Annotated in this window: 17 protein-coding genes; 16 read left to right on the top strand and 1 reads right to left on the bottom strand. The window is 28.6% G+C overall.

Annotated features, from left to right (window positions below; translation table 11 throughout):
- Positions 1 to 30: 30 nt before the first annotated feature.
- From miaA to rny, 5 genes are all read left to right on the top strand, one after another.
- Positions 31 to 927 (top strand): tRNA (adenosine(37)-N6)-dimethylallyltransferase MiaA, encoded by an 897-nt coding sequence (miaA, locus tag NON08_RS04255; protein WP_264759773.1) that lies wholly within the window; start codon positions 31 to 33, stop codon positions 925 to 927.
- A gap of 107 nt (positions 928 to 1,034) precedes the next feature.
- Entirely contained in the window at positions 1,035 to 1,421 is a 387-nt protein-coding gene (locus NON08_RS04250) for a hypothetical protein (protein WP_256690227.1), read from the top strand.
- A 4-nt stretch (positions 1,422 to 1,425) separates the two neighbouring features.
- Positions 1,426 to 1,818 carry an ATP-binding protein gene (locus tag NON08_RS04245; RefSeq protein ID WP_023050292.1) on the top strand — a complete coding sequence of 131 codons (393 nt, stop codon included), beginning with the start codon at positions 1,426 to 1,428 and terminating at the stop codon, positions 1,816 to 1,818.
- Positions 1,819 to 2,166 (top strand): STAS domain-containing protein, encoded by a 348-nt coding sequence (locus NON08_RS04240; RefSeq protein ID WP_256690226.1) that lies wholly within the window; start codon positions 1,819 to 1,821, stop codon positions 2,164 to 2,166.
- A 21-nt stretch (positions 2,167 to 2,187) separates the two neighbouring features.
- Positions 2,188 to 3,753, top strand: coding sequence for a ribonuclease Y (rny, locus tag NON08_RS04235; protein ID WP_256690225.1), 1,566 nt, complete (start codon positions 2,188 to 2,190; stop codon positions 3,751 to 3,753).
- 76 nt (positions 3,754 to 3,829) lie between these two features.
- Here rny and NON08_RS04230 read toward each other — a convergent pair whose 3' ends face one another.
- Positions 3,830 to 5,170: an alanine/glycine:cation symporter family protein gene (locus NON08_RS04230; protein WP_256690224.1), complete on the bottom strand. Its 1,341-nt coding sequence runs from the start codon at positions 5,168 to 5,170 to the stop codon at positions 3,830 to 3,832.
- Positions 5,171 to 5,565: 395 nt separating this feature from the next.
- Between NON08_RS04230 and NON08_RS04225 the strand changes: the two genes are divergently transcribed.
- The 11 genes from NON08_RS04225 to NON08_RS04175 are packed head-to-tail and all read left to right on the top strand — an operon-like array spanning position 5,566 to position 15,530.
- Positions 5,566 to 6,168, top strand: a complete 603-nt coding sequence (locus tag NON08_RS04225; protein WP_256690223.1) for a DUF445 domain-containing protein — start codon at positions 5,566 to 5,568, stop codon at positions 6,166 to 6,168.
- A 9-nt stretch (positions 6,169 to 6,177) separates the two neighbouring features.
- Positions 6,178 to 7,167, top strand: a complete 990-nt coding sequence (gene ruvB / locus NON08_RS04220; RefSeq protein WP_256690222.1) for a Holliday junction branch migration DNA helicase RuvB — start codon at positions 6,178 to 6,180, stop codon at positions 7,165 to 7,167.
- Positions 7,168 to 7,171: 4 nt separating this feature from the next.
- Positions 7,172 to 7,597, top strand: a complete 426-nt coding sequence (locus NON08_RS04215) for an RrF2 family transcriptional regulator (RefSeq protein WP_256690221.1) — start codon at positions 7,172 to 7,174, stop codon at positions 7,595 to 7,597.
- A gap of 9 nt (positions 7,598 to 7,606) precedes the next feature.
- Complete coding sequence (locus NON08_RS04210) at positions 7,607 to 8,317, top strand: RsmE family RNA methyltransferase (protein WP_256690220.1); 711 nt, start codon at positions 7,607 to 7,609, stop codon at positions 8,315 to 8,317.
- Positions 8,307 to 9,626: a tRNA (N(6)-L-threonylcarbamoyladenosine(37)-C(2))-methylthiotransferase MtaB gene (mtaB, locus tag NON08_RS04205; protein ID WP_256690219.1), complete on the top strand. Its 1,320-nt coding sequence runs from the start codon at positions 8,307 to 8,309 to the stop codon at positions 9,624 to 9,626. The genes NON08_RS04210 and mtaB overlap by 11 nt, the downstream gene beginning before the upstream one ends.
- Entirely contained in the window at positions 9,604 to 10,599 is a 996-nt protein-coding gene (locus NON08_RS04200) for a LytR family transcriptional regulator (RefSeq protein ID WP_256690218.1), read from the top strand. The genes mtaB and NON08_RS04200 overlap by 23 nt, the downstream gene beginning before the upstream one ends.
- 18 nt (positions 10,600 to 10,617) lie before the next feature.
- Entirely contained in the window at positions 10,618 to 11,013 is a 396-nt protein-coding gene (locus tag NON08_RS04195) for a hypothetical protein (protein WP_256690217.1), read from the top strand.
- Entirely contained in the window at positions 11,010 to 12,800 is a 1,791-nt protein-coding gene (gene mrdA / locus NON08_RS04190) for a penicillin-binding protein 2 (RefSeq protein WP_256690216.1), read from the top strand. Before NON08_RS04195 ends, mrdA begins: the two co-directional genes overlap by 4 nt.
- Positions 12,797 to 14,701 carry a ribonuclease J gene (locus tag NON08_RS04185; protein WP_319941546.1) on the top strand — a complete coding sequence of 635 codons (1,905 nt, stop codon included), beginning with the start codon at positions 12,797 to 12,799 and terminating at the stop codon, positions 14,699 to 14,701. Before mrdA ends, NON08_RS04185 begins: the two co-directional genes overlap by 4 nt.
- 34 nt (positions 14,702 to 14,735) lie before the next feature.
- Positions 14,736 to 15,044 (top strand): ribosome assembly RNA-binding protein YhbY, encoded by a 309-nt coding sequence (yhbY, locus tag NON08_RS04180; RefSeq protein WP_256690215.1) that lies wholly within the window; start codon positions 14,736 to 14,738, stop codon positions 15,042 to 15,044.
- A gap of 24 nt (positions 15,045 to 15,068) precedes the next feature.
- Positions 15,069 to 15,530, top strand: coding sequence for a divergent PAP2 family protein (locus NON08_RS04175; RefSeq protein ID WP_256690214.1), 462 nt, complete (start codon positions 15,069 to 15,071; stop codon positions 15,528 to 15,530).
- Positions 15,531 to 15,536 lie beyond the last annotated feature (6 nt).

Here is a 15,536-nt window from a genome sequence, read left to right as displayed (position 1 = left end):
TTTATTAAAAACATGTAAGAGGTGAAAAAATTGAAGGGGATAGTTATAGCAGGACCTACTGGAGTAGGGAAAACAGAGTTATCTATAAAACTGGCAAAAGCTTTAAATGCTGATATTATCTCGGCAGATTCAGCTCAAGTATATAATGAGATGAATATAGGAACGGCAAAAATATCAAAAGATGAGATGCAAGAAGTGGTTCATCATATGATAGATGTTGTTGAGCCTATTAAAAAGTACAGTGTTGGAGATTATCAAAGAAAAGTTGATAATATACTTAATGAAAATGAAGAAAAAAATATATTATTAGTAGGAGGAACAGGATTATATATAGATTCTGTAGTTAGAGGACTATCAGCTTTGCCAGAGAGCGATCCACTTATAAGGGAAAGTTTAATGAATAAAAGTGGAGAAGAACTCTATGATCTTCTAAAAGAAATAGATCAAGAGAGTGCTGAAAGTATACATCCTAATAATAAAAGAAGAGTAGAAAGAGCTGTGGAAGTTTTTTATCAAACAGGAGAAAAATTTTCAGTATTATCTAAAAAAAACATAAAAGGAAATAATTTTAAATTTTTAAAAGTTGCATTAGAAAGAGACAGAGCATATTTATACGAAAGAATAAATATACGTGTAGATTTAATGATAGAAAATGGTCTTTTAGAAGAAGTAAAATATCTTTATGAAAAATATGGAGATATATTAAAAAAGATAAATATTATAGGATATTCAGAATTAATAGCGTATCTAAATTCAGAGTTAACTTTAGATGAGGCCATTGAATTAATAAAGAAAAATTCTAGAAATTATGCTAAAAGACAATTCACATGGTTTAAAAATGATCATGAATATATTTGGTATGATTTAGATGAAATGAATGAAGAGGAAATATTTTCAGATATTTTAGAAAGATTTAATGCCTTATAAAGCCTTAATTAGTCTAGAACCATATAAAAACATTAAAAATAATAGTCTTGATAAAAAGGTATTCGTATGGTATTATTGTACAGAAAAGCTTTAAAAGGAAGTGCTGAATGATAAAGAAGATTTATGTTATATTTTTAATTGTTTTGACTGCTTCTTGTTCAAATTTAGATAAAGGGTATAATGAAAATTTACTAAATGTAGATGAAAAGTTAGTCTCTAAATTAGAGCTTATTCAAAAAGATTTACAACTGAACAATGTGACAAGGCTAAAGGAAAGCTTAGATGTCTCACTTAGTGAGAGATTTGCAATAAATAAACTTTCAGAATACGACTTGTCTAAAGTAAAGTTCTACTTTACAAAACCAGAAATTTCTAAGAATTTAGGCAAAAATACTATAGGAATGAGGTTTGGTGAAGAGATTTTTTATTTTAATGTAGAGTATAAATATTTAAATGGTGATTGGAAAATAACCAAATTTACAGAGAGAAGGTGAAAAAATGCAGAATGAAATAAAACTGTATGTTCCATCCTCTTTAAAAAATCTTTCTATCATTAGGGCTATGACTAAAACATATTTAGAGCATCAAAAAGTTGAGCAAAAAGATATAATGAAAATTTTATCAATTGTTGACGAATTGGCGACAAATGTTATAGAACATGGTTATGAGTATAAATCTGGTGATATAATTATAGAGCTTCAAAAAAATAACGATATTATTCATTTAGTTGTTGAAGATAATGGTGTCGGATTTGATGAATCTAAAATTAGTAAAGATGAAGGCGGAATGGGACTTTTCTTAGCGAAAGCTATGGCAGATAATTTTAAAGTTGAAAAAAAGATTAATGGAACAAAAATAAAAGTTGAGAAGAGAGTTAAGGAGGAAATTTAAATGACTACAAATTTTGAAATAATTGAAAAAACAGTGGATGATATAAGAGTAATAAAGGTATGTGGAGAATTAGATGCGTTAGTTGCACCGAAATTAAAGGAAAGAATAGCTAAGCAAATAGAGCTTGACATTAATAAATTTGTTATAGATTTTGCAGATTTAGTTCATATAAACAGTTTAGCAATGGGAATTTTAAGAGGAAAATTAAGAGTTGTAAGAGATTTAGGTGGAGATATAAAATTAGTTGGATTAAATGATCATATAAAAACTATATTTGAAATGATAGGATTAGACGAATTATTCGATATTTACTCAACAGAAGAGGAAGCAATAGCTAGTTTTAGATAATATTTACAAAAAGGAGAGACTATGAACTTAATATTAGGAGTTGGATTAGCTATAGTAGGGTTTGCAATAATATTTAGTATTATGTATAAAAAATCAACTATAGATAAGAAGATAGAGGAGCTTAATAACTTAGAAGATGAAAAGTTAAAAGCTAAAATAAAAGCTAAAGAAATCTTAGAGAGAGCAGAAAAAGAGTCGTTAGCAAAGAGTAAAGAGATGGAATTAAAAGCTAAAGAAACAGTTTATCAGATGAAAGAAGAAGCAGAAAAAGAGATAAAAATAGCTAAAAATGAACTTTTACAAAAAGAAGGAAGATTAGCAAAAAAAGAGGAAACATTAGAATCAAAGATTGAAAAGGTTGAAAGTAGAGCTGTTGAACTAGAAGAAGTTAATCAAAACTTAGAGAATAAAAAATTAGAAATAGAAGATTTAAAGAAAGTTCAAGAAGAGACATTAGAAAGAATTTCTGAAATGACAAAAAATGAAGCTAAAGATATGTTAATCTCGAAATTAAAGGATGACTTGGTTCATGAGACAGCTTTAGCTATAAGAGAGTATGAAAATAAGTTAGAAGACGAAAAAGATAGATTATCAAAGAGAATACTTTCTACTGCAATAGGAAAAGCATCATCAGAATTTGTAGCAGATGCAACAGTATCAGTTGTAAATTTACCGAACGATGAAATGAAGGGAAGAATTATTGGTAGAGAGGGAAGAAATATTAGAACTATAGAAGCTTTAACAGGTGTTGACATAATTATAGATGATACTCCAGAAGCGGTAGTTTTATCAAGTTTTGATGGAGTAAAAAGAGAAGTTGCTAGAAGAGCAATTGAAAAACTTATAAATGATGGAAGAATTCATCCAGGAAAAATAGAAGAAGTTGTAAACAAATCTAGAAAAGAAATTGATAAAGATATTGTTGAAGCTGGAGAGCAAGCTTTACTAGAGTTAGGAATTCCAGGTATGCATATGGAAATAATAAAAACTTTAGGAAAATTAAAGTACAGAACAAGCTATGGGCAAAATGTGTTAACTCACTCAATAGAAGTAGCGAAGTTAGCTGCTAATTTAGCTGCAGAACTAGGTGCAGATACAAAATTAGCAAAGAGAGCAGGACTTTTACATGATGTAGGGAAAGTTTTAGATCATGATATAGAAGCATCACACGCAATAATAGGTGGAGAATTCTTAAAGAAATTTGGAGAGAAACCAGCTGTTATAAATGCAGTTATGGCACATCATAATGAAGTTGAATTTGAAAGCGTTGAAGCTATTTTAGTTCAGGCATCTGATGCGATATCAGCATCTAGACCAGGAGCTAGAAGAGAAACGTTATCAACTTACTTAAAGAGACTTGAAGGTTTAGAAGAAATTGCAACATCATTTGATGGAGTTGAATCTTCATACGCAATTCAAGCAGGTAGAGAGATAAGAATTATAATAAATCCAGAAGTTGTATCAGATGATGCAGCTACAAAAATGGCAAGAGATATAGCAAAGAGAATAGAAGAAACAATGCAATATCCAGGACAAATAAAAGTTACAATATTAAGAGAAACTAGAGCTGTAGAATATGCAAAATAGATAAAAAAAGTAAGGGAAAATATATTTTCCCTTACTTTTTTTATAATTAAATTCCAGAAAATATTTACAAGTATTTTTAAGCTTCGACAACTTTAAATCTTTTTTGGTAATCTTTTAAAGAATCAAACGCAAATTTAGAAAGTGGGAGAACACCAGACATATTGATAATCGTCATAAGAGCTAAACCAAGGTCTGCTAAATTCCACATAAATATATTTTGTTGGATTCCACCGAAAAAAATCATTGAAAGGGCAAATATTTTGAATAGTGTTTGTCCAAAATCCTTATCAGTTAAAAATTTTACATTAACTTTTCCATAGAAACAAATTCCTAAAAGAGTAGAAAAACAAAATAAGAAAAGTATAATAGCAACAAAAATTTCACCAAATGTTGATCCTAGATGGTAGTTGAAAGATTTTTGTAGAAGTTCCATTCCACTTAAACCTTCAATAACTGAACTTTTAGTTAATAACATAACGAGTGCTGTAGCAGTACAAATAACAAAAGTATCTACAAAAACCCCTAAACTTTGAATTAAACCTTGTTGAACAGGATGTGAAACATTAGCGCTAGCAGCAGCACAAGGGGCACTTCCAGTTCCAGCTTCGTTAGAAAATAATCCTCTTTTAACTCCTTGCATAATAATGGCTCCAATAGTTCCACCTACTCCTTGTCTAACTCCAAAAGCTTCAGAAAAAATTTGTGAAAATACTTGAGGTAAAAGTGTAATATTTTTTAAAATTATAAAAAATACAATAGCTAGGTATAAAATAGCCATAATAGGAACAACTTTATCTAAAACTTTAGCTGTTTTATCTGTTTTTCCAAATATAACAATAGCGGCCAATAGAGTTAAAAGTATTGATATAACTATAGGACTTATGCTAAAAGCGACATTAAAAGACTCTGTAACTGAATTAGAAACAACTTGTAAAACACCAGCCCAACATATAATTCCAGTAACAACAAATGCAATTCCCCAACTTTTTTTACCAAGACCATTTTTTAAAAAGAAGCACGGTCCACCATAAAAATGTCCACTTTTATCTTTTTCTCTAAAAATCATAGCCAATGTTGTTTCAACAAATGCTGTTGCGGATCCAAGAAATGCAACAACCCACATCCAAAATATAGATCCGGCTCCTCCAATAGAAATAGCACTAACTACACCAGCTAAGTTTCCAGCACCAACTCTAGTAGCTGTACTTATACAGAAAGCTTGGAAAGGAGAAAGGTTTTCAGAATCATTATTTGATTTGTCACTTAATAGCAAAATCATGTGTTTTAAAAAACGAATTTGAACAAAATTAGTTTTTATTGTAAAAAAGATTCCTGAAGATATAAGTAAAACTACTAAAATATTTTTCCCCCAAAGAATTGAATTAAAAAAATCGACGATATTTTCTAAAATAGACATAATAAAACCTCCTATAAAATTTAAAATAAAAACAAAAAAGCCTGTGGATTAACTCCACAGGCTGTAAATTAACAGTTCTATGTAACAAATCCACTTACTACTATTAAAGTAACACAAAATGGATTCGTATTTTTTCATGAAACAAAAATACCAATCCTAGGTTAAATAATAGTAATAATATGTATTTGTATTAAAAACTATTTTTTGCTTCATTACTTTCCTCCTTTTAATTATTTAAAGTATTATAGCATAAATAAAAAATAATACAATAAAAAATCCAAAATATTAAGATTTATATAGAGTAAAAGGGCAAAAAATGTATTGGAGATATAAATATAAAATGGTATAATAAATAATAATTTATAAAATTGATAAGGAATTGAAAAGGTGAGAAAATGTTGATAAAAGCGGTACTTTTAATTGTTATTGGATCAATGATTGGATGGATTACAAATTATATTGCTATAAAAATGTTATTTAGACCATATAAAGAGATAAATCTAGGGATTTTTAAAATTCAAGGATTAATACCTAAAAGAAGACATGAAATTGGAATAACTTTAGCAGATACAATTCAAAAAGAATTAATATCAATAGATGATATAATGAAAAAATTGGAAAATGCAAACCTAGATATTCAAATGGAAAAAATAATAGATAGTATATTAGAAAAGAAATTAGCATCAGAAATAACTGCTAAATTTCCTATGATAGCTATGTTTTTAAATGAATCTGCTTTAAATAAGATAAAGGAAGCAATAAAAGGATCAATAATGGAAAATAAAGATCAGATAATATCTATGTTATTTGAAACTTTAGAAAAAAATGTTGATTTCAAAGAGATTATAGTTGAAAAAGTAGATGCTTTTTCATTAGAAGAATTAGAAAGAATAACATTCTCTTTAGCTAAAAAGGAGTTAAAACATATAGAGATAATTGGAGCAATTTTAGGTGGACTTATAGGTGTTGCACAATTCATAATAACAGTGTTAATTTAAGGAGAAAAAATGGATAGAATAGTTTCTAATGAAGAGTTAGGATTTGAAGGGGAAGTTCAAAAAAGTTTAAGGCCAAAATGTCTATCAGAGTATATAGGACAAGAATCTTTAAAAGAAAAAATGGAAATTTTCATAAAAGCTGCAAAAAAAAGGGGAGGATGTATAGATCATATACTTTTATACGGTCCACCTGGGTTGGGAAAAACAACATTAGCAGGAGTAATTGCAACAGAGATGGGAGTTAATTTGAAAATAACTTCAGGACCAATATTGGACAAAGCTGGAGACTTAGCTGCTATTTTGACATCTTTAGAAGAGAACGATATACTATTTATTGATGAAATTCATAGATTAAATACATCTGTAGAAGAGATTTTATACCCAGCTATGGAAGATGGAGAGTTAGACATTATAATTGGAAAAGGACCGTCAGCTAGATCAATAAGAATAGAATTACCTCCTTTTACATTAATAGGAGCTACAACAAGAGCTGGATTATTAAGTTCTCCATTGAGAGATAGATTTGGTGTTGTTCATAGAATGGATTATTATAAAGAAGAGGAATTGGAAGGTATAGTAAAAAGAGGAGGAACACTTTTAGGAGTAAAAGTTGAAGAGGATGGAGCAAAAGAGATTGCTCTAAGAAGTCGTGGAACTCCAAGAATAGCAAATAGATTATTAAAAAGAGTAAGAGATTATTGTGAAATAAAAGGAAATGGTATTATCAACTTTGAAAGCGCAGTTAAAGCTTTAAGTATTTTAGGAGTTGATAAGCAAGGATTAGATGAGTTAGATAGAGATATAATAAAAGCTATAATAGAAAATTATGGTGGAGGTCCAGTTGGAGTAGAAACTTTGGCGTTAATGTTGGGTGAAGATAGAAGAACAATAGAAGAAGTCTATGAGCCTTATTTGGTAAAAATTGGTTATATTAAGAGAACTAGTCGTGGTAGAATGGTTACAGAGAAAGCTTATAATCATTTTGAGACAAAGGAGTAAGAGGATGAAAATAAGTACAAAAGTTAGATATGGTGTAAAAGCATTAGTATATATAGCGGAAGCTTCTCAAAAAGGAAACTTAGCTCGTATAAAAGAGATATCAGAATCGGAAGATATTTCAGTACAGTATTTAGAACAAATTTTATTTAAGTTGAAAAATGAAAATATAATTCAAGGGAAAAGAGGCCCTAATGGAGGATATAAATTATCTATGAATCCTGAAGATATAACGCTTCATGAATTATATAAAATATTAGATGAGGAAGTAAAAGTTATTGATTGTAATGAAAATAATAAAAGTAAGAATTGTTCATGTGTAGATGATGAGTGTTCTACTACTTGTATATGGAGTAAATTAGATATTGCAATGACAAAAATTTTAGAAGATACAACTTTAGCAGAACTAATAAAAAATAAGGATATGATATAGGAGTTTATAATGATAAGTGTTATAATATCTAAAGAGAATATAGCAAATGAAATAATAGAAATAGTAGATAAAAATGATATAAACCATTTGAAAAATGCTTTTAGAATAAAAACTGGTGAAATAATAAGAGCAGTAGATGGAGAGTATGAATATATTTGTGAAGTAATAAATATAGATAAGAAAATAATAGAAGCAAAAATTATAGAACAGAATGAAGATAGATTTTCATCTAAGATTTATATAGAAGCAGCTATTGGAATTTTAAAAAATGATAAAATGGATTTAACGATTCAAAAATTAACTGAAATTGGAATAACAAAAATAACACCTCTTTTGACAAAAAGAGGCGTAGCTAAAATTACTGAAAAAAAAGATAAGTGGGATTTAATTGTTAGAGAAGCTACAAAACAATGTCAGGCAGTTAAATTAGTGGAAATTTCAGAACCTAAAAAAATAGGTGAACTAAATTTAGAAGAGTATGATTTAGCTATTGTTCCATATGAGTGTGAAGAAGAAAACTCGTTAAGAAATATTTTAAATAAACTAGAAAGCAAACCTAAAAAGGTTTTATATATAGTTGGTCCAGAGGGGGGATTTGAAAAAGAGGAGATTGAGTTCTTAAAAGCTAATGGTGTTATACCAGTATCTTTGGGGAAGAGAATATTAAGAGCTGAAACTGCCTCAATTATAGTAGGAGGAGTATTAGTAAATGAATTTTAACAATAAAAAAGTTGCATTTTATACTTTAGGATGTAAAGTGAATCAATATGAAAGTGAAAGTTTAAAAAATCAATTAATAAAAATTGGTTATGAAGAGGAAGAATTTGAAAATAAATCAGATATATACATCGTAAACTCATGTACAGTGACAAGTATTGCTGATAAAAAGACGAGAAATGTATTAAGAAGAGCTAAAAAAATGAATCCAGAATCAATAGTTATTGTTACGGGATGTTATGCTCAAACAAACTCTAAAGAGTTATTAGAAATTGAGGAAATAGACTTTGTTGTTGGTAATAGTAATAAAAGTGGATTAGTTGATTTTATTCAAGATATAGAAAATAAAAAATCAAAAGTATTGACAGAAAATATTTTTGAAGAAAGAACTTATGAAGAATATGAATTTGCAACATTAAGAGAGATGTCAAGAGCTTATATAAAGATACAAGATGGATGTAATAATTTTTGCTCATATTGTAAAATACCTTTTGGAAGAGGAAAAAGTAGATCACGTTCATTAGAAAGTATTTGTAAAGAAATTGAAGTTTTAACTAAAGAGGGATTTAAAGAATTTATAATAATTGGTATAAATTTAGGAGCATATGGGGAAGATTTAAATTCAGATGTAAGTTTAGAGACTCTTTTAGAAACAGTAGTAAAATTAGATGGAGTTGAAAGAGTAAGAATAGGATCAATGTATCCTGATAAAATTTCAGATAGATTTATTGAAATTATGAAAAACAATAAAAAATTAATGCCTCATTTACACATCTCTTTACAATCTTGTGATAATACAGTTTTAGAGAGAATGAGAAGAAATTATGGTGCTGAGCTTATACAAGAAAGATTAATAAAACTTAGAGAAAATGTTGAAAATATGGAGTATACAGCTGATGTAATTGTTGGATTCCCAGGAGAAACAGAGGAGATGTTTAATAATACATATGAAGTAATAAAGAGAATTGGATTCTCTGACCTACATGTATTCCAGTACTCAGATAGAGAAAAAACTTTAGCAAATACTTTTACAGATAAAATAGATAATAGTATAAAAAAGAAAAGAGCTGAAATTTTAGAAACTTTAAGAAAAGATATGGGAATAGAAAGAAGACAAAAATACATAGGAAAAGAACTAGAAGTTCTAGTGGAAGAGGTTAAAGAGGATGGATGCTCTTATGGTTATAGTCCAAACTATTTAAGAGTAAAAACTTTAAATGCAACATCTGGTGTAAATGAATTAGTAAAAGTAGAAATTTCAAATTTAGAAAAGGAGTTACTAATCGCAAATGAGAAGGGAAAAAGGGATTAAAAGACAAAAAAGAAAAGCTGGAAAAGCTCTAGGTGGATTATTATTAGCAATAATAGTAATTGGTATGTTAGGAGTATTTTTGACATATAACTTAAATAAGAGTAATAAGAATTTAGAAAATTGGGACAGATATGCAATAATAGGAAAAAATAATATTATTGTAGTTTACGAAGATAAATTAGCAGTAAAAATACCTTTTGATGTTCAAGTTGATAAAGAAACAACAATAAAAAAATTAGTAGATTCTAAAAATTATAAAATGGTTATAGATTCTATAAATAATTTTTTACCAGAAAAAGTTCAGAACTATAAAGTTGTAAAATATAGTGAGATATCATTAAATGTAAAGAACGCAAGAAACATTCCTGAGATGGTCATCGATGATAAAAAGTACATATTAACATCAGGAACACAATCTTTATTTGCTGATTTATATGGAGGAGAATTAAAAGGATCAACTAATTTAGTAGTGGATATATTAAATGCTAATGGTGTTGGTGGCTATGCTAGAAAAACGGGAGAAAATTTGAAAAATAAGCTTGCATTAACATATACAGCTGCTAATTATGAAAAAAACACAAATTATAGTTTGATTAAAATTAATGAAATAAGTAAAGAAAACATAGAGAATATACTAGCAAATGTTAATGAAAAATATTTTAAAATAAAAGAAGATAGTGATATCCCAACTTTAGCAAGTGTTGTTTTAATTTTAGGAAAAGAAAAAGATATTGATTTTAAAATTGAAATAAAAGGGGCTTCAGCTGAAGCTAAAGCGGCACTAAAAGATTTAGAAAGTTCTGGATATAAAAATGTAACTTTAAAAGATGATTCAAAAAAATTAGAGAAATCTGTAATTGAATATAATAGTGAAGATTATTATACAGCATTAAAAATTGCAAAGAAATTAAATATAACTAATATGTTAGAAAATAATAGTTTAAATAATAAAATAAATGTTTTAATAGATTAAAATTGAAAAGGAGTGAAAATGCTAGATTTTATCTCGATTTTATTCATTTTTATATTGGATAATATTCCTCAAACAACATCAAAAGGATTTTTAATAATGCCTTATTTGGCGTATTTGTCTTATAGAAAAGATAAAAAAATAGCATTTTTATTTCCAGTGCTGGCAATTATATTAGCTTTACATTCAAGAGAACCTGCTTTTTCATTTTTATTCATAGGTGTAAATATAGTTTTTTATCACTTATATTTTATAAATTTTGATTATAATATTGGAAATCTATATATACTTTCACTCTTACAAATACTAGCTTGGAAATTTTTTATAGGAAGTCCATTTATTATAGTTAATATGTTATTTCTTTCAGCATTTTATTTTATAATTAATTTATTATATATGAGGAGAGCAACTAAGTGAAAAAAGATCTAGGAATAAAGTTAGGGAAAAGCTTTGAATTTAGAGGAGAAATATATAAGGTATTTGTATTTCTAGTATTTGTTTTACTAGGATCTAGAATGGCATATTTACAAATTTTACAAAAAGATAAATATAACTATTTAGCTCAAAAAAATAGAGTTAAATTGAGAAAAATTGATGCTGAAAGAGGAAATATATATGACTCTAATGGCGAGTTAGTTGTAACAAATACGTTGGGTTATAGATTGGTTTATCTAAATCAAAGAACTGTTAGTAGTGAACAATTAAAAGAGATGAGTGAAGTAACTGGATATAGTGAGGAGTATTTACAAAGAAGAATAAAATATGGAGAAATAGTACCTTACACTAAAGAAAATATATTAGTAGAAGATTTGGATTTAGATTTAGCTCATAAATTAATGGAAAAAATTGGAGATTATTCATATTTAGAAGTACAAAGTTATTCTAAGAGAAAATATATATATGACTCATTAGCGGCCCATACAATAGGGTATGTAAAAAAAATAACAGAAAAAGAGTATGAAACGCTTAAAGATGAAGGTTATTCTCCAAGAGATATAGTTGGAAAAACTGGGATTGAAAAGATATATGATTTTCAAATGAAGGGAAAACCTGGATATGATTATATTGAGGTTAATGCTTTAAATAAGGCACAAAAAATTGAAAAAAGTAAGGATCCTATTCCAGGGTATAATTTACATCTTTCTTTAGATATGAGACTACAAAAATATATGGAAAAAGTTTTTGAAGAGGAAAATTTATCAGGAGCATTAATAGCAATTGAGGCACAAACTGGAAAAGTATTGACAATGGTTAGTTATCCTACATATTCATTAACAACATTTAGCTCTAAAATTTCTCAAGAGGATTGGGATCAAATAACAAATGATGCAAGAAAACCACTAACAAATAAAAGTATATCAGGAGAATATCCTCCTGGTTCAGTTTTTAAACCATTTTCGGCTTTTGCATTTTTTAATAATGGGTTAGATCCAAAAACAAAAATTTATGATAATGGAGTTTATAGTATTGGTAAATGGAGTTGGAGAGCATGGAAAAAGGGTGGACATGGAACTGTTGATTTTGAAAAATCAATAGTAGAATCTGTTAATCCATACTATTATAAATATGCTGATCAATTTGGACATGAGCCAATTATAGAAGTAGCAGGAAATTTTGGCTATGGAAAATTGTCTAAAGTGGATGTTTTTGGAGAAAGAGCTGGAATATTGCCAAGCGAAAAATGGAAAAAGAAAAGATTTAAGCAGGGATGGTTTAAAGGGGATACGATTATCTTATCAATAGGACAAGGGTATCTTTTAGCTACACCAATGCAGGTTGCTGTATCTTATATGGGGCTTGCAAACAGAGGAAAAGCATATGTTCCACATGTTGTGGATTATATGGAGAATGGAAATGAAAAAATAGAAATAAAACCAGAGATCTTATATGAAAATAATTATCCAAGTTGGTATTATGATGCCTTGAATAAAGCATTAATAAATACAGTAGAAAAAGATAATGGAACAACAAAAGCATTAAGAACTCCTGGATTGGTTATAGGAGCAAAAAGTGGATCGTCTCAAAATTCAAGATTTGATGAAACGCATGCTCTTGTTGCAGGGTATTTTCCAGCGGATAAGCAACCTAAAATTGTATTTACAGTTCTATTAGAAGGAGCTGGAGGAGGAGGACGTGTCGCTGGAGGAGTCGCTAAAAAATTTGTGGACAAATATTTGGAATATTACAATGAGGAGATGAAATGAATTTAGAAAATATTGTTGAAAAGGAGAAAGAAGTAGCAAAAAAGAAACCAAGACGAAGAAAATATTATAATAAAGGTAAGCAGGGAGAAAAAACTCCAACTGTGGAAACAACAAATGAAGTGAGAAAAACAACTGAGGTAAAAACAGTATCTCAACCAACTAAAAAAAGAGCACCAGTTAAAAAAGTAGAGATTCAAGAGGAAATAAAAAAACCAGTTTTAAAAACTGAAAAAGAGGAAAAGATGTATGTTATTCCTTTAGGTGGTTTAGATGAAATTGGAAAAAATATGACATTGGTTCAATATAGAGATGAAATTATAATTATAGATTCTGGAGTAACATTTCCAGATGATGGATTATTAGGAATAGATTTAGTAATTCCAGATTTTAGTTATATAGAAAGTAATAAAGATAAGATAAAAGGGTTATTTATAACTCATGGACATGAAGATCATATTGGTTCAGTACCTTATTTATATCAAAAAATTGATAAAAATGTACCTCTTCATGGTGGAAAATTAACTTTAGCTTTAATAAAGGCTAAGTTTGAAAGTGGAGAAGTTTCTAAAATACTTCCTAAAATGAGAGAAGTAAAAGGAAGAGATAAAATAAGAGTAGGAAAATATTTTGAAGTTGAATTTGTAGGAGTAACTCACTCTATAGCTGATGCTTATGCTGTTGTCGTTACAACGCCTGCTGGAAGAGTTATGTATACAGGTGACTTTAAAATAGATTTAACTCCAGTAGATGGAGATGGAGTAGACTTTTTAAGACTTGCACAAATAGGTGAAGAGGGAGTAGATTTATTACTTTCAGATTCTACAAATTCAGAAATAGATGGGTTTACACCCTCTGAAAGAAGTGTAGGAGAAGCTTTCAAAGTTGAATTTGCAAAAGCAAAAGGAAGAATTATAATTGCAGCTTTTGCTTCACATGTACATAGACTTCAACAAATTGTAAATATAGCTCATGAACATGGAAGAAAAATTGCAATAGATGGTAGAAGTTTAATAAAAGTTTTTGATATTGCTTCAACACTTGGATATTTAAAATTACCAGAAAATATTATGATAAATCTTTCTGATGTAGATAAAATGAGAGATAATAAAGTCGTTATTTTATGTACAGGAACTCAAGGTGAACCAATGGCAGCTTTATCAAGAATAGCTAAAAATATGCATAAGCATACTAAAGTAAAAGAGGGAGATACTGTTATAATTTCAGCGACTCCAATTCCAGGAAATGAAAGAGCTGTATCAAACAATATAAATAGCCTTTTAAAATATGAGGCAGAAGTTGTATTTAAAAAAATAGCAGGAATTCACGTTTCAGGTCACGCAAGTAAAGAGGAACAAAAATTAATGCTTAATCTAATAAAACCTAAGAATTTTATGCCAGTTCACGGTGAATTTAAAATGTTAAAAGCACATAAAGAAACAGCTATTGAAACAGGAATTCCAAAGGGAAATATAGTTATAGCAACAAATGGAAGTAAGGTAGAAGTAACAAAAACTAGTGCGAAAATAAAAGGAAAAGTTAATGCAGGAGCAACATTAGTTGATGGTCTTGGTGTTGGTGATATAGGTCATATAGTTTTAAAAGATAGACAGCAGTTATCACAAGACGGAGTAGTTATTGTTGTATTTACTTTAGATAAAGAAACTGGAAAAGTTTTAAGTGGACCTGATATTGTAACTAGAGGTTTTGTTTATTCGAGAGATTCAGATGAAATATTAAATGAAGCTAATGAACAGATTAAAGTAAAACTAAAAGAGTTTGAAGATAGTGCAATAAAAGATTGGACTGTAATCAAAAATAGTGTTAGAGATGTAGCAGGTAAGTTTTTCTATAATAAGATAAAAAGAACACCAGTAATTTTACCTATAATTATGGATGTATAAAAATATTATTAATAAAGAGTAAAGAGGAGATAAAATGAGTTTAACAAGTAAAAGAAGAGCATTTTTAAGAAAGAGAGCTCACAATTTAGAGCCAATATTTAGAATTGGAAAAGAAGGATTTTCAGAAACTTTAGCACAGGGTGTTTTAGAAGCGCTTACACCGAGAGAGCTTATAAAAGTAAAAATACTTCAAAATTCAGAAGTAGACAAAAATGAAGTGGCATATGAAATTGCTGAAGCTATTGAGGCAGAAGTTGTAGGAATTATTGGAAGAACTATAATATTCTATAAAGAGAACCAAGATAAACCAACAATATCACTAGAATTAAAAGCAGTTAAATAAAAATAAAAAGAGAGTGGGGAAACTATGGAAAGAGGAATAATTTTAGGGAATAGAATTCTAGATGTAGTATTTGTAGCTTGGTTTATAGCTCAGTTTTATAAAGTTGTAACTACAATATTTATTGATAAAAAATTAAATATGAAAAGAATTTTTGAAACTGGAGGAATGCCAAGCTCCCACTCTTCAACTATGGCATCGTTAAGTACAGCAATAGGTTTAGCTCATGGAACACAAAGTACAATATTTGCCATATCTTTTGTTTTAGCGGGAGTAGTAATGTACGATGCTGCAGGAATTAGAAGGGCCGCAGGAAAGCATGCTGGACTTTTAAATACTCTATTAGACAGGTTTGCAGCAAAAGTTGGAGAGAGATTACATGATGAAAAATTAAAAGAACTTTTAGGACACAGTCCATTAGAAGTATTAGTAGGGGCTATATTAGGAGTGGTTGTAGCCTTTTTATTTAAAGGTTATATTCAAGCTTAAGGATGG

It is taken from the genome of Cetobacterium sp. NK01, assembly GCF_024506395.1.
In the GTDB taxonomy this organism is placed as follows: domain Bacteria; phylum Fusobacteriota; class Fusobacteriia; order Fusobacteriales; family Fusobacteriaceae; genus Cetobacterium_A; species Cetobacterium_A somerae_A.
Note: the sequence above shows the minus strand (reverse complement) of the source record. Positions and strands in the feature narration are given on the sequence as shown.